17 protein-coding genes, 1 tRNA gene and 1 pseudogene are annotated in these 19,781 nt (G+C 75.1%); 10 read left to right on the plus strand and 9 right to left on the minus strand.

Annotated elements, in window-relative coordinates; genetic code table 11:
* Nucleotides 1-137: 137 nt before the first annotated feature.
* Both HYQ63_RS16290 and HYQ63_RS16295 read right to left on the minus strand, forming a co-directional pair.
* On the minus strand, nt 138-1,031 hold the full coding sequence (locus HYQ63_RS16290; protein WP_179934506.1) for a spermidine synthase: 894 nt from the start codon (nt 1,029-1,031) through the stop codon (nt 138-140).
* 89 nt (nt 1,032-1,120) lie between these two features.
* Nucleotides 1,121-1,534 (minus strand): hypothetical protein, encoded by a 414-nt coding sequence (locus HYQ63_RS16295; RefSeq protein WP_373689092.1) that lies wholly within the window; start codon nt 1,532-1,534, stop codon nt 1,121-1,123.
* Between the two features lie 185 nt (nt 1,535-1,719).
* Between HYQ63_RS16295 and HYQ63_RS16300 the strand changes: the two genes are divergently transcribed.
* The gene (locus HYQ63_RS16300) at nt 1,720-3,087 is read left to right on the plus strand and encodes a tetratricopeptide repeat protein (protein WP_179934508.1); all 1,368 of its coding nucleotides are present in this window, start codon (nt 1,720-1,722) and stop codon (nt 3,085-3,087) included.
* Between the two features lie 58 nt (nt 3,088-3,145).
* Here HYQ63_RS16300 and HYQ63_RS16305 read toward each other — a convergent pair whose 3' ends face one another.
* Nucleotides 3,146-3,739, minus strand: coding sequence for a histidine phosphatase family protein (locus tag HYQ63_RS16305; protein ID WP_179934510.1), 594 nt, complete (start codon nt 3,737-3,739; stop codon nt 3,146-3,148).
* A gap of 300 nt (nt 3,740-4,039) precedes the next feature.
* Here HYQ63_RS16305 and HYQ63_RS16310 point away from each other — a divergent pair, with 300 nt between their 5' ends.
* From HYQ63_RS16310 to HYQ63_RS16340, 7 genes are all read left to right on the plus strand, one after another.
* Entirely contained in the window at nt 4,040-5,119 is a 1,080-nt protein-coding gene (locus tag HYQ63_RS16310; protein ID WP_179934512.1) for a phosphatase PAP2 family protein, read from the plus strand.
* The gene (locus HYQ63_RS16315; protein WP_179934514.1) at nt 5,004-6,284 is read left to right on the plus strand and encodes a hypothetical protein; all 1,281 of its coding nucleotides are present in this window, start codon (nt 5,004-5,006) and stop codon (nt 6,282-6,284) included. The genes HYQ63_RS16310 and HYQ63_RS16315 overlap by 116 nt, the downstream gene beginning before the upstream one ends.
* Entirely contained in the window at nt 6,275-7,906 is a 1,632-nt protein-coding gene (locus HYQ63_RS16320) for a hypothetical protein (RefSeq protein WP_179934516.1), read from the plus strand. The genes HYQ63_RS16315 and HYQ63_RS16320 overlap by 10 nt, the downstream gene beginning before the upstream one ends.
* Entirely contained in the window at nt 7,903-9,270 is a 1,368-nt protein-coding gene (locus tag HYQ63_RS16325; protein WP_179934518.1) for an AAA family ATPase, read from the plus strand. The genes HYQ63_RS16320 and HYQ63_RS16325 overlap by 4 nt, the downstream gene beginning before the upstream one ends.
* Before the next feature lie 177 nt (nt 9,271-9,447).
* On the plus strand, nt 9,448-9,813 hold the full coding sequence (locus HYQ63_RS16330; protein WP_123100473.1) for a hypothetical protein: 366 nt from the start codon (nt 9,448-9,450) through the stop codon (nt 9,811-9,813).
* Nucleotides 9,814-9,973: 160 nt separating this feature from the next.
* Complete coding sequence (locus tag HYQ63_RS16335; protein ID WP_179934520.1) at nt 9,974-10,621, plus strand: bifunctional DNA primase/polymerase; 648 nt, start codon at nt 9,974-9,976, stop codon at nt 10,619-10,621.
* A 67-nt stretch (nt 10,622-10,688) separates the two neighbouring features.
* Nucleotides 10,689-10,762: transfer RNA gene (locus HYQ63_RS16340), tRNA-Lys, on the plus strand.
* 18 nt (nt 10,763-10,780) lie between these two features.
* Here the strand turns inward: HYQ63_RS16340 and HYQ63_RS16345 are convergent.
* The 6 genes and pseudogenes from HYQ63_RS16345 to HYQ63_RS16370 form a co-directional block, all read right to left on the minus strand.
* On the minus strand, nt 10,781-12,043 hold the full coding sequence (locus HYQ63_RS16345) for a nucleotide disphospho-sugar-binding domain-containing protein (protein ID WP_179934522.1): 1,263 nt from the start codon (nt 12,041-12,043) through the stop codon (nt 10,781-10,783).
* 13 nt (nt 12,044-12,056) lie between these two features.
* Nucleotides 12,057-12,731: an SDR family NAD(P)-dependent oxidoreductase gene (locus HYQ63_RS16350; protein WP_257231895.1), complete on the minus strand. Its 675-nt coding sequence runs from the start codon at nt 12,729-12,731 to the stop codon at nt 12,057-12,059.
* Nucleotides 12,728-13,684 (minus strand): NAD(P)-dependent oxidoreductase, encoded by a 957-nt coding sequence (locus tag HYQ63_RS16355; RefSeq protein ID WP_218929572.1) that lies wholly within the window; start codon nt 13,682-13,684, stop codon nt 12,728-12,730. Before HYQ63_RS16355 ends, HYQ63_RS16350 begins: the two co-directional genes overlap by 4 nt.
* A 139-nt stretch (nt 13,685-13,823) precedes the next feature.
* Nucleotides 13,824-15,071, minus strand: a complete 1,248-nt coding sequence (locus HYQ63_RS16360; RefSeq protein ID WP_179934526.1) for an FAD-dependent monooxygenase — start codon at nt 15,069-15,071, stop codon at nt 13,824-13,826.
* 5 nt (nt 15,072-15,076) lie between these two features.
* A pseudogene (locus HYQ63_RS16365) lies at nt 15,077-15,649 on the minus strand (cyclase family protein); the annotation flags it as partial.
* 357 nt (nt 15,650-16,006) lie between these two features.
* Nucleotides 16,007-16,831 (minus strand): AfsR/SARP family transcriptional regulator, encoded by an 825-nt coding sequence (locus tag HYQ63_RS16370; protein WP_179934528.1) that lies wholly within the window; start codon nt 16,829-16,831, stop codon nt 16,007-16,009.
* Nucleotides 16,832-17,080: 249 nt separating this feature from the next.
* Here HYQ63_RS16370 and HYQ63_RS16375 point away from each other — a divergent pair, with 249 nt between their 5' ends.
* Nucleotides 17,081-17,293 (plus strand): hypothetical protein, encoded by a 213-nt coding sequence (locus HYQ63_RS16375; RefSeq protein WP_179934530.1) that lies wholly within the window; start codon nt 17,081-17,083, stop codon nt 17,291-17,293.
* 14 nt (nt 17,294-17,307) lie between these two features.
* The gene (locus HYQ63_RS16380) at nt 17,308-19,683 is read left to right on the plus strand and encodes a TOMM precursor leader peptide-binding protein (protein WP_179934532.1); all 2,376 of its coding nucleotides are present in this window, start codon (nt 17,308-17,310) and stop codon (nt 19,681-19,683) included.
* The last annotated feature ends 98 nt before the right edge of the window (nt 19,684-19,781 follow it).

Genomic DNA, 19,781 nt, shown 5'->3' on the forward strand with positions numbered 1-19,781 from the left:
TGCCCTGCATACGGAAGTGGGGGTCGTCGTACGCGCGCCACCGTAACGGCCGGAATCGGCACTCACGAAAAGATCTTCACAAGATGCACAGTTTTCCTGTCCCGCTTGAACAACCGGGAGTCACAACTGAGGCCAGGTCAGTCGAAGACGGCCGCCGGGGGCGCCGGGGACCGTGTGGCGGTCGCGTCGGTGGCCGGGGCCGCGCCACCGGTGAAGTCCGCGAGCGCGCGGCCGTGTTCGACCCGGGCGGGGTGCGGGTCCCCGGCGGCGCGGCGGGTCAGCTCGGCCACCGGCAGCTCGTGGTCGGCGGCCAGCAGGACGGCGTTGCCGAAGCGGCGGCCGCGCAGCACGGCGGGGTCGGCGGTCAGGCACACCTCGGCGAACGCGGCGCGGGCGGTGGCGATCTGAGCGCGCAGATGGGCCAGCGGCGGGCCGTCGGCGACGTTCGCCGCGTACAGCCCGCCGGGGCGCAACACCCGGCGGACCTCGGCCAGGAACTCCAGGCTGGTCAGGTGCGCGGGAGTGCGGGCCCCGCTGAAGACGTCCGCGATGATCAGATCGGCCCAGCCCTCGGGCACCTTGGCGAGCCCGGCCCGGGCGTCGGCGCCCCGCACCCGTATCCGGTCGCCGGGGTCGAGCGGCAGCTCGCGCCGTACGAACTGGACGAGCGCGGCGTCGATCTCGACGATCTGCTGGGTGGAGCGGGGCCGGGTCGCCGCGATGTAGCGGGCCAGGGTGAAGGCGCCGCCGCCCAGATGGACGGCGTGCAGCGGGCGCCCCGGCGGGGCGGCGAGATCGGCGGCGTGGCCGAGCCGCCGCTGATACTCGAAGTCGAGGTGGGCGGGGTCGTCCAGATCCACGTGTGACTGCGGTTTGCCGTCCAGCAGCAGCGTCCAGCCGCGCGGGCGGTCGCGGTCCGGCACCAGCTCGGCGAGGCCCCCGTCGACGGGTGCGGTGATCGGCTCGGGGGTGCGCCCCCGGCCCGCCGCGCGCCCGCGCGCCGCCGCTCGCTTCTTCGTGCCTTTCGCCATGTGCCCCAGTATGGGCCGGGCCACCGACAGCCGGGCCGCAGGTCCGCCGACCAGGGGCTACTCCGGCCCGGGGCTGCTCCGGCCAGGGTCTACTGGCAGCGGTCGACGGCCTCGATCGTGCGGGCCGCCTCACCGAGCGCGGCGCGCAGCTCCGCGGGGTCGGTGGCGCCGCTGTACGCGGCGTCCGGCGGCACCAGCCAGTGGGTGGCAGCCTGTCCCGAAGCGCCGCCGTCGCTTATGCGCATGCCGCGCCCTGCCGTCTGGGTGCAGGCGCTGCCCGGCATGTCCCAGCCGTCCGCGGTGCCGGGCGGCACCAGGAAGCCGAGGGTGTCGCAGGCGTTGTCGTGCATCACGGGGCCGAGGCCGTCGCAGCCGCGGCGCAGGATGTCCACCGCCTCCAGCCCCTGGCGGGCGGGCACGGTGACCAGATCACAGTCCTGGCGCGGGTGATGTTGGGCAGTCGTCCGCGAGCGGCTGATATCCACTCCGGCCTCCCTCTTCATCGGGTTGCACAGGGTTCAACGCTCAGCAGTGTCAACGGCTACGGCCGAATGCCGCCGTAAAGGATGGCAGTTCATGGCAGATCGCGGGCGTTTCGTCTTTATTGCCGGGAATATCCGAATGTCGGGAACGTCGTAACCGGTACGGTTCTCCCCCGCCGACACGGCAGCACCGTAGGGAGGGTCATATGAGGCCGCTTCCGGAGTCCCCGTCATCCTCGTCACCGCGGCCGAACACCGCGTTCCGGCTGTTACGCGGGCAGCTCTCACCGGCCGAGTTCGCGGCGTCCGTACGGCGCGCGGCCCGCGAGATCGGCGAACAGGTCTCCTGCGACGCGCGCTACATCGGCCGTGTCGAGTCCGGGGCGATCCGCTGCCCCAACTACGCCTACGAGCGCGTCTTCCGCCACATGTTCCCCGGCCGCGCCCTCACCGACCTGGGGTTCACCCCCCGCGAGGCGGTCCGGGGCCGCCCGGTCGGACCCGCCGCCGTCCCGGCACCCCGCCCGGAGCCGCTGGCCCGCCCGGAGCCGGAGCCGCGCGCCCCGGCCGACATCGACGTCTTCGAGGAGAGCGAACTGCTACGGCGCGCGTTCATGGCCGGCGGGGCGGCGGCCGCCGCCGATGGCGTGCGGCCCTCCCGGCGAGCCGGGCAGGCCGAGGCGGCCGCCGTGGAGGAGGCCGTGCGCCGGATCCGGCTGCTGGACGACCGGCACGGCGCGGACAGCCTCTACGTCCACACCGCGCGCCCGCTGAGCGCCGCGTACACACTGCTCGACGCGGGCGGCTACGGCCGGTCCGTCGTGGAGCGGCTGTACGCGGGCGCGGGCGAGCTGGCCATCTCGGTGGGCTGGCTCGCCCATGACTCAGGACGGCTCACCGACGCCCGCTCGCACTACGCGGAGGCGCTGGCCACCGCACGCGTCACGGGCGATCCCGCCCTGGAGGCCCACGCGTTCTGCAACACCGCCTTCCTCGCGCGCGACGCCGGGCGCCCCCGCGAGGCCGTACGCGCCGCCCAGGCCGCGCAGCGGGCCGCGCGGCGGCTGGCCTCGCCCCGGCTGCTGTCGCTCATCGCGCTGCGCGAGGCGGGAGGCCGGGCCTGGCTGGCGGACCGCAGCGGCTGCGAACGGGCCCTGCTGCGCGCCCAGGCGCTCTTCGGCCGCGGCCCCTGCGACGACGACCCGGAGTGGATGACCTTCTTCGGCGAGGCCGAACTGGAGGGGCTGGAGGCGCAGTGCTGGTCGGCACTGGGCGACTGGGGGCGCGCGGCGGAGCACGCGCGCCGCGCGGTCTCCCTCCAGAAGCCCCACTTCACCCGCAACATCGCCCTGTTCACCACGGAGTTGGCGAACGACCTGGTGGCGGACGGCCAGCCGGAGGCGGCCGCCGCGGCGGCGGACCGCGCCCTGGGCCTGCTGAACCAGGTCACGTCCTCCCGGATCCGCCGCATGCTGGAGGACACCGCCCGGCTGCTGCGCCCGCACGGCCGCAACGCATCGGTCGCGGACTTCCTCGCCCGCTACCAGCAGGCCGGTCGCGAGAGCCCGGTCTGACGGTGGGCCGGCCCGAGGGTGGGTCCGGCGACGTCCTCCCGTCGTCCGTGACCGGAGGTCAGGCCAGGTGCCCGGTGTCGTTCCAGCGCTCGATGGCCGGTTCGCCGTACGCCCATCCCAGGATCGACAGGGACGTGGGGTCGAGGCGTATGCGGGCCGCGAAGGAGGCGTCGTAGCCGAGCCAGCGGGCCCCCAGGGTGCGCAGGATGTGGCCGTGCGCGAAGACCAGCACATCGCGGTCGGCGGAGCGCGCCCACTCCACCACCGCGTCCGCGCGGGCCGTGATCGCGGCGAGGGACTCGCCCTCCGGGACGCCGTCGCGCCAGATGAGCCAGCCGGGGCGGGTCGTCTTGATCTCGTCCGGGGTCATCCCCTCGTAGGCGCCGTAGTCCCACTCCAGCAGGGCGTCCCACTCGCTCGCCCGGTCGCCGTAGCCCGCCAGTTCGCAGGTCTCCCTGGCGCGTACGAGCGGACTGGTGCGCACCTCGACGTCCGGCAGGCCCGCCCACGGGGCCTGGTGCAGCCGCTCGCCGAGCAGTTTGGCGCCGCGCCGCCCCTCGTCCAGCAGCGGAATGTCCGTACGGCCGGTGTGCTTGCCCAAGAGCGACCACTGCGTCTGTCCGTGCCGGGCCAGGAGGATGCGTGGTGCCATGGGGGGTCGCCTTTCACCGGATACGTGCCTGCCGCGCGCCCCGTGCGCCGTGACACGCGACCGCCCGCGGATACCTGCGCTCTACGCGCCCAGGGGAACAGATCTCTGTCCGTCCGTTGTCCATCCATCATCGCGCACGTGATCGAGAGGCAACCTCGGGGGGACTCCCGGCGTCTTCCTCCTCGCGCGGTCGTCAGCCGTGGGTCCCCGGGGGCGGTGCGGGGGCCGCCTCGACTACACCGTACGGTTGATCGCGCGCCATGTTGTGGCCGCCTGATTTTTGACTGGGAGAGCGTCCGGATGCCCCATACCGCGCCCCGCGCCGGAGTGACACTGGGCAGTCGGCCCCGTTGGTGGACCGAGCTGCCGCTGATCGCGGTGGTGTACCTCGCGTACGCGGGCGGTCGGCTTCTGGGCCAAGGCGATGTGTCCACGGCCGTCAACCACGGCCTGGGAATCCTCCGCTTCGAGCGGCGGTTCAACATCGATTTCGAGTCACCGCTCAACGACCTGTTCACCCACCACGCCTGGATAGGCATACCGGCCGATTTCTTGTACGCGTCGCTGCACTACGCGGCCACCCCGGCGGTCCTGGTGTGGCTGTGGAAGCGCGGCCGGAACGCGGACTACCGCTTCGCCCGCACCTGGCTGCTGATCACGACGATGATCGGCCTGATCGGCTTCGTCGTGGTGCCGACCTGCCCGCCGCGGCTGCTGGAGGCGGGCCAGGGCTTCGTCGACACGATGGCCCAGTACAGCTCGTACGGCTGGTGGGGCGGTGACGCGAGCGCGCCGCGCGGCATGGGCGGACTCACCAACCAGTACGCGGCGATGCCGAGCCTCCATGTGGGCTGGGCGCTGTGGTGCGGGATAGCGCTGTGGTGGCAGGGGCGCTCGGTGTGGTCGAAGACCATCGCCGTCGTCTATCCGCTGGTCATCACCCTCGTGGTGATGGGCACCGCGAACCACTACTTCCTCGACGCGGCCGCCGGTGCCGCCGCCGTCGGGGCCGGAGCGGTGCTGACGAGGCCCGCGCTGCGGCTCGCGGGCGTCGTCCGCGAGCGCTTCCGCCCGGTCCGCGCCGCCACCGCGACCCGTACCGCCGACGCCTCCGCCGAGGCGGGCGCCGCCGGAATCACCGCCGGAGACCCCGTCGAACATGCGGGTGCGGCCGCGAATGTCAGTGACAAGTGCGAGACTTCGGCCCGTGAACGGGAACGGATCCCCCGACAGCAGGGCAGGGGCGCGGACAGGCAACGTACGGATGGCGGCGACGGCGGCGGACGGGAAGCCGGTGCCGGTGCCGGCCGCGGCCGGGGGACCGGCGCGGGCGGAAGCTCCGCGGCAGCCGACGACGGCGCTCCGGCAACAGCTCGCTGAACTGCGCGGCCCATCCGCCGTTCCGCATCCGATGGACGCCCGCGCGCTGGCCGCGCTGGCCTCCAACCCCGGCTGCCGCCGCCGCGCGCTGCTCGACGGCGCCGGGGTCGACAAGGGCGCGCTCGCGCGGGCGCTCGGAGCGCCCGCGCCCTTCGGCCAGTCCCAGTTCGCCCACCAGCGCGGCAACACCTTCGAGGCCCGGGTCAAGGCCGACCGCGGCGCGCTGCTCACGCGGCTGCTGCACGAGCGGCTGGCCGACGGTTCGGACCCGCCCGACCCGGACACCACCGCGACCCCCGACCTGACCGCGCCCGGTCCCCAGGGGCGCACGGCCCGTACGGCGCTGGCGCTGCGGGAGGCCACGGCGGCGGGGCGGTGGGCGCTGCTCGACCATCCGATGGTGAGCCTGGACGTCGCGGGCTCCCCCGCCTTCCTGGAGCCGGACGCGGTCGTGGTGCACCCCGACGGCTCCTGGACCGTCATCGAGATCAAGTCCTTCCCCATGGTGGACGGCGCCGCCGACCCGGCCAAGGTCGGCGCGGCGGCCCGGCAGTCGGCCGTCTACGCCCTGGCCCTCGAGCGGATCGCGGCCCACCTCGGGGAGGTCACGGAGGGTCCGGAGGGCAAGGAGGACGGCGTCGCGGCCCGGGTGCGGCATCAGGTGCTGCTCGTCTGCCCCAAGGACTTCTCCAACCTGCCGACCGCCGAGCTCGTCGACGTGCGCAAGCAGCTCGCCGTGACCCGGCGGCAGCTGGGCCGCCTCACCCGGATCGAGGAGATCGCCGCCGCCCTCCCCGAGGGCACCACCTTCGACCTGCGGCTCACCGAGGACGGCCGGACCCCGACCCGGCCCGTCGAGGAGCTGACCGCCGCGGTCGAGACGGTGGACGCGGCGTACGCACCGGAGTGCCTGTCCACGTGTGAACTGGCCCTGCACTGCCGGGCACGGGCCCGGGAGGCGGGCGCCGTCGAGTCGTTGGGGCGCGGCGTCCGGGGCGAGCTGGGCGGGCTGACCACGGTCGAGGCCGTGCTCGGGGCCGCCCTGGAATCCGGCGGTTCGGAGCCCACCGGCGACCCGGCCGTGGACACCCTGCGGCGCGCGGCGGCCCTGCGCGCCGAGGCCCTCGCCACCGCCGCGCGGCCTGCGGAGGCGGTATGTCGCTGATCACCACGCTGGCCCGGATGGAGGCCGTCCGGGAGGGCCGGGCGCGGCCGGTCGCCACGGTGCGGCACCGTCATCTCTCGCAGCGGCCGCTGGCGTTCGTGCCGCTGACCACCGCGGGCGAGACGGGCGCGCCGCTCGGAGCGCTGGTGGGCACCGACCGGGACGCGCCGCGGCTGCTGGTCGTGGCGCAGCCGCGCAACCGTGATCTGCGGTTCGCGTTCCTCGCCGAGCTGGCGGAGGAGATGCTTCCGTACCTGGAGGGGTACGGGGACGACGTCGAGCTGGAGGAGCGCAAGGAGACCGACCCGGAGACCGGGAAGAAGGTGCCGGTCCAGGTCGAGCTGTGCGCGGACGCGCCGCAGCTGCTGGTGCCCAGCGGTGCGGGCGTGGCGTTCGTGCGGCTGCTGGGGCGGTCGATGCGGTTCCGGCGCACCGCCGAGCAGGACCCGGAGACGCCGTTCCCGGCACCCGCGCGCGTACCGCTCCTCGGCCGGTGGCTGACGCACTACGGGGAGCGCTCCCGGGTGCCCGGCTCCTCGCTGCTGCTGTCGCTGACCGAGCTGCTGGGGCGGCACTGGGCGACCGGGCAGAGCAACCTGGAGGACCAGCACCTGGGGTCGCTGCTGGCCTGGATCGACCCGCCGGAGGGCGTCCCGGGCGCGGAGGCGGCGCTGCACACCGAGTCGGCGCGGGACGGGGACGGGCAGCTGCTCCACCCGCCCGCGGGACCCGCCACCGACCCGGCGTTCGACAACAAGCTGCTGGCCCCGGCGATGTCCCGGTACGACGCGGCGCGCTCCGAGGTGACCGGCGGCGTGGCGGGCGGGGAGGCGCGGCTGCGGGCGGCCGAGGCGGAGCTGCGCGAGCTGATCGCGTCCCAGCTGCGGCCCACCTGGGACGCGCTGTGGCGGGGCGTGGACCTGCTGCGGGACCTGCCGGAGGGGGCGCGGGTGGCGGACCGCTGGAAGCGGGACCGCTGGTCGTACACGGCCCACCGGGACCGGATCCGGGCCGGTGAGCCGCCCCAGCCGAAGCGGGACGACGCGGTGACGGCGGCGCAGAAGCTCGCGGCGCGGGAGACGGCGCAGGCCCAGCTGGACGCCCAGGAGGCGCTGGACGATCCGCTGGTCATGGCGGGGCGGCGGCTGTCCGGGGAGGCGTTCGCGGGCGAGGTCACCGAGGTGGAGATGGCCTGGTCGGAGGCGAAGGTGCCGCGGCCGAGGCCGCTGGTCACGGTGCGCACCGAGGACCGTCCGCATCTGGCCGAGCGGATCAAGCTGTACCGGGTGATGGACGACGGCCGGACGCAGACCGCGGAGTTCGCCGGGGAGGCCGAGGAGCCCGAGCAGTCCGGGGAGCCTGTGGAGGCCGAGGCGCCCGGAGGGGCTTGCGCCGCGTTCGTGGTCCGGCTGACCGGTGGGATGGGCCGGGGCAAGGAGCCGGAGCCGGGTTCGGTGCCCGAGCCGGGCGACCGGGTGTGCTGGACGCTGTTCGAGCACGCCCCGCGCGGCGGCCCGGATCTGCCCGACCCCGAGAACACGCCCTGGACCCACGGCGGCCCGCCGGACGCCGCCGCTCCCGAGCAGGCTCCCGACCCCGTGACCGAGGAGGACTATCTGTGATCGCCACGGACCGGGCGGCCCGTACGGGGAGGGACGAGCCGTTCGACCCGTCGGCCGCCGCCGCGCGCGCGACCGACGCGATCCTGCACGACACGCTGCACGGCACGCACCGCGGTGTCGTCGTGGACTCCCCGCCCGGCGCGGGCAAGTCGACGCTGGTCGTCCGGGCGGCCCGGGAGCTGGCCGCCGCCGGGCGGCCGCTGATGGTGGTCGCGCAGACCAATGCGCAGGTGGACGACCTGGTGGACCGGCTCGCCACGGCGGACCCGGACCTTCCGGTCGGCCGGTTGCACAGCAGCGATCCGCATCCGTACGACCCGGTGCTCGACGGTCATCCGGCGGTGCGCTGCTCGGCGAAGGTCGCCGATCTGGCCGGGCTCGGCATCGTGGTGTCCACCGCTGCGAAATGGGCGCACGTCAAGAACGTCGAGCCGTGGAGCCACGCGATCGTGGACGAGGCGTACCAGATGCGCTCGGACGCGCTGCTGGCCGTCGCGGGGCTCTTCGAGCGGGCGCTGTTCGTCGGCGACCCCGGGCAGCTCGACCCGTTCAGCGTGGTGGGCGCCGATCAGTGGGCGGGGCTTTCGTACGACCCGTCGGCGAGCGCGGTGACCACGCTCCTGGGCCACAATCCGCGGCTTCCGCAGCACCGGCTGCCGGTGTCCTGGCGGCTGCCCGCGTCGGCCGCGCCGCTGGTCTCGGACGCGTTCTATCCGTACACGCCCTTCCGCAGCGGCACCGATCACGGTGACCGGCGGCTGAGCTTCGGGGTGCCCTCGGACGGTTCCGGACCGGACCGGGTGCTGGACGAGGCCGCCGTCTCGGGGTGGGGGCTGCTGGAGCTTCCGGCCCGCCGTACGCCGCGCACCGACCCGGAGGCGGTGGCGGCCGTGGCCCAGGTGGTCCGGCGGACGCTGGACCGGGGCGGCGCGGCGGTCAGCGAGCGCGCCGACGAGCCGGTGCCGCTGACCGCCGACCGGATCGCCGTCGGCACCGCCCACCGCGACCAGGCGGCGGCCGTGCGGGCGGCGCTGGCGGGGCTGGGGGTGTCGGGCGTCACCGTCGATACGGCGAACCGCCTCCAGGGACGTGAGTTCGATCTGACGGTGGTGCTGCACCCGCTGTCCGGCCGCCCGGACGCGACGGCCTTCCACCTGGAGACGGGCCGGTTGTGCGTGCTGGCGTCGCGGCACCGGCACGCGTGTGTGGTGGTGTGCCGGGCGGGGGTGGCGGAGCTGCTGGACGAGCATCCGTCGACGGAGCCGGTGCAGCTGGGGGTGACGGTGAAGTTCCCGGACGGGTGGGAGGCGAATCACGCCGTCCTGTCGCACCTGGCCGAACACCGCGTCTCCTGGCGGCCCTAGGGAGCTCCCGGCCTCCGCCCGTCCGCGGACCGGGGGCCGGGGCCGGGCGCTGGGTTCGGAGGAAGGGTCGATGGGGAGACACCCCTGGTGGGGGCGGCGGTCTTGCCTCCCGCGCGACAATGGGAGAAGGACGCACCGCGAACCGATCGTGTCTCACGACCCAGGAGGAGAGATCACATGCCCGAGCCGGATGCGGCTCAAGGCCCGCACGGCGCCGCGCCACGGCGAATGAAACCGGCCGCGCTGCTCTTCGAACCGGCCGCCGCCGTCAAGGACGAGGCGCACTTCTTCGACCTGGAATCGATCGAGGATCCACGCGAACTGCTCACCCGCTCGACCGAGCTGGTGCTCGCGTTCCGCGCGGCGACGGACCGGGCCATGGAGTTCCAGGCGATGGCGGCCGCGCAGCTCGCCGACCCGAGACGGTTCGACCGGCTGACCCCCGCCGTGATCGCCGAGCGGGCGGAGTGGACCGAGGACTACGCCAAAAAGATGATCGAGTTCGGTCGCGAACTGATACAAAGCGGCGAGCTACCGGACTGATGGGCGTACTCCGCAGGAGAAACCCGCACGAACGCGTGGCGTCCTGCCGTGATCACGCGCCGGGGGCATATGCGGGCGGAAGGTACCCCATCGCCCCGCGTCATGTCCCGGTTTTGCCGCATCCCCCGACACCTCCTCCACCGACGGTAATTGTAGAAACATGAGCAGAACGCCTCGGGACTCACTTCACACCGCCGCCTACGTCACCCCGGCCGGCGCGGACTGGCTCGCCTCCGCCAGCCGGTCCCCCCGCGGCGTCCAGGCGCTCTGGGCACAGCATCCGGCGACCTCGGTCCCGCTGCCGTGCGGCACCGCATTCGACGTCGTCAGCATGGACGCGCTCTTCGGGCGCCGGGTGGTCAGCCGGTTATGGACCGATGGCCCCGGTACGGGTCCGGTGGCCGCCCAGGGCGGCCGGGTCATGCTGTTCGCCACCCCGGGCGCGGCCCAGCGGCTGCCCGCGCTGCTCGGCTGGGAGGAGTGGGGCGGCGCGGCCCCACCGCTGCTCTGCTACGGCTGGGGGGACACGGTGACCGTACCGCCCCTGTACCCCCTGGACCCCGGCCCGGCGGATCCCGAGCCCCCGGCGGATATCGCCTCGTACGACGCGCCCTCGCCCCGCTGGCTCGTCGCCCCCGACGTCCGCAGCCCCTGGCTGCCCGGGCCCGAGGTGCTGCTGTGGGCCTGCGTGCGGGCGGCCCGCACGCTCCGTGTCGGCACCGGTACGGACGCGGACGGTACGGACACCGATGACACGGACGCCGACGACAGGGCTGTGACCAGCGCACCCGCCCTGTTTCCGGGCTGAGGACGGCCTGAAACATATCGATTTTCACTTGGCCTGACCCGGGTGCTAAGGTCTCCTACGTCAGCAGGCGCCGCTAGCTCAGTTGGTTAGAGCAGCTGACTCTTAATCAGCGGGTCCGGGGTTCGAGTCCCTGGCGGCGCACCGACACGCGAAGGCCTCTCACCATGTGTGGGGGGCCTTTCGTGTGTCCTCGGGGCGGGCCGTCAGCCGCACGACCGCCGCCTCCGGGCCGGGCATCGACCGGGCCTCCTCCCGCAGCGCACGGGCCGCGACCACGTACGAGGGCTGCTCCAGCAGGGCGAAGAGGTCCCGGGCCAGCTGGACACCGGCCGCCCGGGCGGTGCGCGGCGAACCGTCGAGGAGGCCGGCGGGGGTGTGCGCCCCGGCGCCCGTGAGGGCCACCCGCGCGCCGTTGAGCTGCTGCTCGGGGCGGGGCGCGACGATCAGCTGCGGCACCCCGGCCACGGCCGCGGCCAGGACGGCGGCCCCGCCGCCCTGGTGGAGCACCGCGCGGCAGCCCGGCAGCACCCGGTGCAGCGGTCCGGCGGGCGGCCGACCCTCCGCGGCGGTGCCCAGCCGGACGACCTCCACTCCGCGCGCCTCGGCCGCCCGCAGCGCCGCCCGCACTGCTGCGGGCGGGCCCGCGGGGTCCTCCCACGCGGCACAGATCCGGGTGGGCGCGGGGCCCGGCCCCTGGCGCACCGAGTCGTACGACGGCTCGCCCGCCGCCTCGTACGCCCCGTGCGGCGACTCGTACGGCATCCCATACGGGGGCTCGTACGGCGACTCGTACGGGACGAACCGCACCGGAAGCCGCCGCTCCGGCGACGGCAGCGCCAGGCTCGGCGGGCAAGGGTCGAGCCACAGCTCCGGTTCGCGCGCCGGATCCGCGCCGTATCGCCGCATCAGGCGCGCATAGCCGGGCAGCGGCGGGCCGTCCAGCCGCTGCCGGTCGAGGCGCAGCAGCGCCGTGCTCCCCCACAGCTGGCCGACCGCGGGCACGCCCAGCGCCGCCGCGGCCACCGTGCCCGCGTACGTACTCGCGTCGTGCACCACCAGCTCCGGCTGCCAGCAGCGGGCGTAGGCCACCAGCCCCTGGGCCATGGCCTCGGCGATGGCCACCCGCCGGTCGCCGAGGGCGCGCAGCACCCCGTGCTGCTCCGGGCCGAGCACCCCGGGCCGCACCGGCCAGTCCGCGGGCCAGATGCCGCGCGAGCGGCGCGCCACGGCCGGTGGCAGGCCGAGCGCGCGGGGCAGCACCCCGGCGGGCACCGGCATCAGCCCGGCCCGGGCGACCGCCGCCGCGCAGCCGCCCGGGACCGCGACCCGCACCTGGTGGCCCGCCGCGAGGAAGGCCCGGGCGAGCGGCACCAGCGCGACCAGATGCCCGCCCGGGGCCCAGGTCGTGAACAGGACGCGCACGATCCCTCCCCGGTCAGCCGCCTGTGAGCGTGAGGGTGTGGCCGGTGAGATGGGTGTTGGCCGCCGAGCACAGGAACAGCAGCGTCTGGGCGGCGGCCCCGGCCCCGGAGGGCGCACCCTCCGGGCACACCGCGTTGACCAGCACGCCGTCCGCCGCCACCTGCCCGCTGAGGCCGCGGGCCAGGCCGTGCAGCCCGGCCTCGGCCGCGCCGTGGAACTCGTCGGGCACCCGGCGCGAGGACACCAGCGCGATCCGGCCCCAGCCGCGCTCCCGCATCCCGACGACGGCGCGCTGCACCGTACGGATCACCGGGGCGAGGCTGTCCGCGACGACCGGCAGCCAGTCCCCCTCGGGGATGTCCTCGAAACGGGCGCGCGGATCGCATCGCGCACCCCGCCGCCATGCGTTCGCCACCAGGACGTCGAGCGCGCCCCAGCGCTCCTCGACGGCGGCCACGACCCAGCGCGGCGACGCGGAGTCCTCCAGGGCATACGGCACGGCGAAGGCCTGGTTGCCGTCCGGGCCCGCCAGCTCGGCGGCCAGCTCCTCGGCGGCCTCGCGGCGGTTCCGGAAGGCCAGCGCCACCCGCGCGCCCTGCGCCGCGAAGGCGCGGGCGGCGGCCCGGCCGACGACGCCGGTGGCGCCGGTGACCAGGACCGTACGCCCGTCCAGGCCGAGGTCCATCATGGGCGCGCCACCATCGCGCGGTCCGGCGCCCCCGCCTCGGCCAGCTGGTCGCGCAGCGACCGGACCGTGCCGAACCGCGGCCGCCAGCCGAGCAGCAGCCGGGCCCGGGAGATGTCCACCCGCTGCCAGGCGGGGCCCGCGGGGTGACCGCAGGCGCCCGGCTCCTCCACCAGCGGCACGCCGAGCCCGCTGAGCACGATCATGCGCTCCACCAGTCGGCGCACGCTCAGCGCCTGGCCACAGCCGATGTTGACGACCTGTCCGCTCGCCCGGGGCGCCGTCGCCGCCGCGAGGGCCGCGGCGGCGACATCCCTCATGTCCACGAAGTCCCAGCGCCCCTCCAGCGGTTCCAGCCGCAGCGGACCGGGGCGGTAGGAGGCCAGATGGCGGGCGGCGGTGCCCAGGGGGTCGGCGCGGGGCGCGCCGGGGCCGAAGACATGGGCGATCCGCAGCACCGTGCCGTCCACCGCACCGGTCCGGGTGGCGCGCAGCAGGGCCTGCGCGCCGAGTAGCTTGGTGCGGCCGTACGCGCTGATTGGCGCGGGCGGCAGATCCTCGGTGATGCCGACGCCGCGGCACACCGGGCCGTACTCGTGGACGGTGCCCAGCTGCACCAGCCGGGGCCGGTACGGCAGCGCAGCGGCCGCCTCCACCAGGGTGCGCACCAGCCCGGCGTTGGCCGCGGCCAACTGCTCCTCGGTGCCGCCGTGGGTGAGCCCGGCCGCGTTCACCACGACGTCGGCGGCGGCCCCGGCGAGGAGGGCGGCGAGCTGCCCGGACGGGGTGCGGGTCAGATCCAGCCGGGCCCAGGAGACGGCCTCACCGGGCTCCGGCTCACGGCGGGAGACCACCAGCACCCGGGCGCCCACGGCCTCGAACGCGCGCTGGACCGCACCACCCAGGGCACCGGTGCCGCCCAGCACCACGACGGACAGCCCCGCTGCGTCTGACACCCTCGGCACCATCGGCCCCCTCCTCGCGGTCGTACCCGGATGGTGTTCTTGTGAGAACGCCATGGTCGCCGCCGCGACTTGAGCCCGCCTCGACCCGGTGCCGGGGCCGCCCCGGACCGGGCCGCCGCGCGCCGCCCGCTCAGGGACGCCCGCACGCCCTGGCATCCATGACACGGATCGCCGGGCCCCCGTACGCGATGCGTTGGAGCATCCTGCGGTGCAGTGGGGTGTGGCGCAGCGCCCGGGCGAGATAGGGGCGCACGCGAGTGGCGAACGCGCTGCCCGAGAGCAGGGCCCGGCTCTGCCGGGTCTGCATTCGTACGACGGCCGCGACATCGGGCCCCCGGCGCCCCTCGAAGGCGGCCAGGCGATCCGCGCCGACGTCGCCCGCGGCCAGCGCACCGACCAGCACGGGGTGCAGCACCACCGCGTCCTGGATGGCGAGGGTGATGCCCTGGGCGGCGATCGGGCCATGGGTGTGGGCTGCGTCGCCGATCAGCACCAGGCCGTCGTCCACCCAGCGCCGGGCGCGGGCCGAGAAGACGTCCAGCAGCCCGAGGTCGCCCAGGGCGCGGATCTGTTCGCGGATGGCCTTGGTGTACGGCGGCACGGCGCGTGCGAGCCGCTCCCTGACCCGGTCCGGGCCGAGCGCGGTGAGGGCGCGGAGGCCGTGCTGCGGCAGCGTCCAGCCGAGGTGTATGCGGTCCGGCCAGGAGCCGTAGACCACCACCGGGCCGTCCCCGGTGCGGAACACCCGCACGTCGCGGAGCGGCGGGGCGTCCGCGCCGCCCGCCCTGAGGGTGCACCACAGCAGCACATGGTGAAGCGCCTCGGTGCGGCCCGCGCCGATTCCGGCCAGCCGCCGGATGCGGGAGTAGCGGCCGTCCGCACCGACCACGGCCCGGGCCCGCACGGTGCAGCGGCCGTCCGGCCCGTCTGCGGTGGCCCCGGCGATCCGCCCGTCCCGCCACACCAGGCCGCCGACCCTCCGGCCGGGCAGATAGCGGAAGCCGGGCGAGCGGCGGCAGTGGGCGAGGAGTTCGTCCAGCAGATGCGTCCGGGGGAGGGACAGCAGATGGTCGTACGGGGCGGGGAGGAGGCGGTAGTCGGCCTCCAGCAGCATCCGGTCGCCCTCGAACAGCCGGAACCGGTCGTGCTCCTGGGCGCCGCGCGCCCGCGCCCCGGCGAGCACCCCCAGCTCGTCCAGCAGCGCCTGCGCGCCGGGCTGGAGGATCTCGCCGCGGGTCTCCCGCTCGTGCGCGCGGGAGCGCTCCAGCACCGTCACCCGCGCCCCCGAGCGCAGCATCAGCAGCGCCAGCACGAGACCGGCCGGGCCGCCGCCGACCACACAGACCTCGGTGTCGACCTCCTGGTGTGCCGTCGCCACCGGACTCACACCTCGTCGAGCAGGGCCACCGCCCGGGTCCAGCCCGCGCCCGCAGCCGCGGTCCTCACGGGGAAGCAGGCGACCCGGAACCCGGTGGGCGGCAGGGTGTCCAGCCGCGCCAGCCGCTCGATCTGGCAGTACTCCCGGCGGCGGCCCGCGAAGTGCGCGGGCCACAGCGCCGACCGGTCGCCGGTGGCGTGGTAGCGGCGGATCATGTCGTGGAAGGGCGCGTCGAGGCTGAACGCGTCGGTGCCGATCACCCGGACCCCCAGGTCGAGAAGGTAGTCGGTGGCGGGGCCGTCGAGGCCGGTGAAGTCGGTGAAGTAGCGGGGCGTACCGGCCCAGCAGGCGGCGCCGGTGTGCAGCAGGACGACGTCCAGCGGGCGCGGGCGGCAGCCGGTCCGGGCGAGCGCCTTCTCGATGTCCTCGACCCCGGCGGTGCGGGTGTCCGGGTCGGCGCTGGTGATGTCCAGGACGTGCGCCGGGCGCAGGAACCACTCCACCGGCATCCGGTCGATGACGCGCGACATCCCGTGCGCACCGGGGGCGCCGCAGGGTGCGGGGGCGTCCACCGGTGTGGACAGGTCGATGATGCGCAAGGCGCCCCCTCGGCTGGTGTCGGACGAGCGGTCGGCGTGAGGTCGGCGTGAGGTCGGTGGGAGTTCGGGTCGGCGGGCGTTCGGGTCGGCGTGAGTTCGGGTCGGCGGACGTTCGGGTCGGGAGTCGGTGGGCGTTCGGCGGGAAATGCACTACGGCTCCGCTTGCCCGCGCGGGGGGATCGGGCAGCGGAGCCGTAGCAGACCCGGCTGAAGGGCGGCGCCGGGCGTTCGGGGGGGAGGGTCACCGGGTGGGCCCTGGGGAGGTGACGGGGCCTGTGCGGCGGGTCGAGCGGTCAAGCGGGGCGGGGCGCGGGGCGGACCGTACGGAACGGCGGGTCAGGCGGCGAACAGATCGAGCACCGGACGGCGCCAGTGCCCTTCGAGGTCGAGGTCGAGCGCGGGGTCGGAGGCGAGCACCGCCTGCTGGAGCTTCTGGAGCCGCGGAGAGGGCTCAAGACCCAGGTCCTCCACGAGCCGGGCGCGCAGCCCCTGGTAGACCTCCAGCGCCTGCCACGGGCGGCCCGCCCGGTACAGCGCGGCCATGCACTGGGCGTGCAGCCCCTCGTGCAGCGGATGACGGGCGGTCAGCTCGGTCAGCTCGGTCAGCAGCTCGGCATGGCGGCCGAGCCGCAGATCGGCCTCGATGCGGCGCTCCAGGACGCCGAGACGGCTCTCCTCCAGCCGGGCCAGCTCGATCTCCAGGACCGGACCGACCCGCACATCCACCAGCGCCGGACCGCGCCAGACCGCGAGCGCCTCGCGCAGCAGCAGGGATGCCTCGACATCGTCCCCGGCGTCGAGCGCGTCGCGCCCCGCGGCCACCAGCCGGTCGTACTCATGGATGTCGACCGCGCCCGGCTGCGCCTCCAGGACATAGCCGCCGTACCGGGTGGCCAGCACGTCCTTCGACGCATGCGGCGCCTGGGGACCGTAAGCGGCGGCCAGCCTGCGGCGGAGCTGAAGGATGTACGTCTGCAAGGTGGTGGGCGCACTGCGTGGCATCTGCGTGCCCCAGATTTCCTCCATAAGAGTGGGCACCGGCAGCATCTGGTTGGCGTAGACGGAAAGCAGTGCAAGGATCTGCCGCGGCTTGCCCGCGCTGGGCACGATCGACTGACCGCACGCCTCGACGCTCAGCGGCCCCAACACCTTGATGTCCATGGTCCTGTACCTCCGTCAACGGTCCGTCAGGTGCCTCCTGGCCGCGCGGCCGTGCCATCGAGGCACAGAAAAGACTCGCGGGTGAGCGGTGCCTCCGACCAGTGCCGGAATACCAAACTCGGTATGAGTCCTGGGAGATCGACCCATGACAAATTCACACCCTGGCGATGACGGCGGCACTGAACCGCGGCGGCGGCCCCGCCGCGGCCCCCGGTCCACGACCGCCTCCCACCCCGAGGAGAGCCTGTGATGACGGAAGCCCCCATCCCCCCGCAACCCGCGGCCGACGGCGGTGCCCCGGCCACGCCGGACCCCGGCCCGGACGGCCCGAACGGCCTCGACGGCCTGCACGACCTGGCTGACCTGCACGACCTGGACGACCTGGTCATCGAGGACCTGACCGACACCTCCTGGCCGGCCGTCGCACCGCGCATCTGCATCTGCACGTTCGGCGGGGAATGAGGGAGCGCGGACGCATGGTGGGCGAACTGGGCTTCACCCCGCATCTGCGGGTCGAACCGGTGCCGGGCGAGGCCGTCTACCTGGTCTCCGAGCACGGCGTCACCGCGCTGCACGGCCGGGCGATCGCGGCGCTCGCGCCGCTGCTGGACGGGTCGCGGGACCTCGCGCACATCCTCACCGAGGCCGCCCGCGCGGCCGGGCGGCCGGGCGCGCTGCCCGCCGGGCAGGCGGAGCGGGTCATCGCGCGGCTGCGGGCGGCGGGGCTGGTGTCCGAGCGGGAGCCCACGCACGCCCCCGGGCCCGAGGAGGCGTACTGGGAGCTGGCCGGGCTGGGCGGCGGGGACGGCCGCTCCATACGCCCGGCCGCGGCCTCCGTGGCGTCGGTGATCCTCGGTTCGGCCGACCCCGCCGAAGTCGTCCGGGCGCTGCGGGCGGCGGGGCTGCGGTCGGTGGCCCCGGCGGACGAGGAGGGGGACGACCGGGCGGCGGCCCCGGCCGCGCAGGGCCGGGAGTGCCGATGGGCCGTACGTCAAGTGGGCCCCCGTCAACATGGCGCCGCAGAACTCACGCTTGTGGTGTGCGACGACTATCTCGATCCGCGGCTCGCCGCGGTCGACGCCGCCCATCGCGCCGCGGGCCTCCGCTGGCTGCCCGTCAAACCGGTGGGCACCCGGGCGTGGCTCGGCCCGTTCCTCGGCGCCCCCGACGACCCGTGCTGGGCCTGTCTGGCCGACCGGCTGTGGCGGGGGCGGCAGGCCGAGGCGTACCTCCAGCGCAGGCTGGGCCGCCCGGGGCCGGTGCCGCGGCCGCCCGCCTCACTGCCCGCGAGCCGCGCGGCCGCGCTCCAGCTGGCCGCGCTGGAGGCCGCCAAGTGGCTGGCCGGGCACCGGCATCCGGGCCAGCAGGCGCTGTGCACCCTGGACAGCCTCACCGCCACCGTGGACCGCCATCCGCTCGCCCGCCGCCCGCAGTGCCCCGGGTGCGGAAATCCGGCGCTGGTCGCGGAGCGGATACGGGCGCCGCTGGCCCTGCCGTCGCCGCGCGAGCCGCAAGACGGTCCCGTAGACGACTACGCCGCCACTACCGATGACGCCTCACCGCGCCGCGTCATGGAGCGTTACGGCCATCTGGTGGACCCCGTCACCGGGCTGGTCACCGAGATCCGCCGCGATCCGCGCGGCCCGGACTTCCTCAACTGCTACCACGCCCGGCACCCTTCGTACGCCGCGTACGCCACCTCCCCGAGCGGGCTTGACGCCGTACGCGCCGGGCTGGGGGCCGCCGCGCACGGCAAGGGGCGGACCGCCGAGCAGGCCCGGGCGAGCGCCCTGTGCGAGGCCCTCGAGCACTACAGCGGCCACTTCCAGGGCGACGAGCCGCGTCAGCGCGCCCGCTACCGCGCGCTGGATCCGGCGGACGCGGTGCATCCGGACACCGTCCAGCTCGTGGATCCACGGCAGTTCGCACGGCCGTTGACGGACCAGAGGGCGCCGCGCCACCGGCTCCCCGGCCCGTTCGACGAGGACGCCGAGCTGGACTGGACGCCGGTGTGGTCGCTCACCGCCGAGCGGCACCGGCTGCTGCCCACCGCGCTGTTGTACTACGGCGCACCGCAGCCCCGGGGGCGGCGCTGCTGCCGGGCGGACTCCAACGGCGCGGCGGCCGGTTCCACCCTGGCCGACGCCGTCGTACGGGGCTTCCTGGAGCTGGTGGAGCGGGACGCGGTCGCCCTGTGGTGGTACAACCGCACCCGTCAGCCCGCGCTCGCCCTGGACGCCTTCGACGACCCGTGGCTGGCCGAACTGCGCCGCGCCCACGGCGGACTGCGGCGCGAGGTGTGGGCGCTGGACCTCACCACCGACTTCGGCATCCCGGTGGTCGCCGCGCTCTCCCGCCGGACCGACAAGCCCGCCGAGGACATCACGCTGGGCTTCGGCGCCCACTTCGACCGGCACACCGCGCTGTGCCACGCCTTCGCCGAGCTGAACCAGATGCTGCCCGCGGTGGTCGAGGCCCGCGCCGACGGCGGCGGATACGGCGCGGCCGACCCGGAGGCGCTGCGCTGGTTCCGCACCGCGACCACCGCCAACCAGCCCTATCTGACGGCCGATCCGGATGCGGAGCCGCCGACCGGGATGACCGCTCCCCCGGACGGCGACGCCCTGGGCGCCGTCCGGGAGGCGGTCCGTGCGCGCGGGATGGAGCTGCTGGTGCTGGATCAGACCCGGCCGGACGTGGGGCTGCCCGTGGCCAAGGTGCTGGTGCCCGGACTGCGCCCGCACTGGCCGCGGTTCGCCCCCGGACGGCTGTACGACGTCCCGGTGGCCCTGGGGCGGCTTCGGCGGCCGACCGCGTACCGCGACCTGAATCCCGTTCCCCTTTTCCTGTGATTCTTCCTGTGATCCCTGGTGACAACCCGTAACTCTGTGTACGCCATGAGTCTTCTCCGCACCCCCTCCTCCCCCGCAAAAGATCGGATACTCTCGGG

Origin of the sequence: Streptomyces sp. Rer75 (assembly GCF_013414305.1) — a bacterium.
GTDB lineage: Bacteria > Actinomycetota > Actinomycetes > Streptomycetales > Streptomycetaceae > Streptomyces > Streptomyces himastatinicus.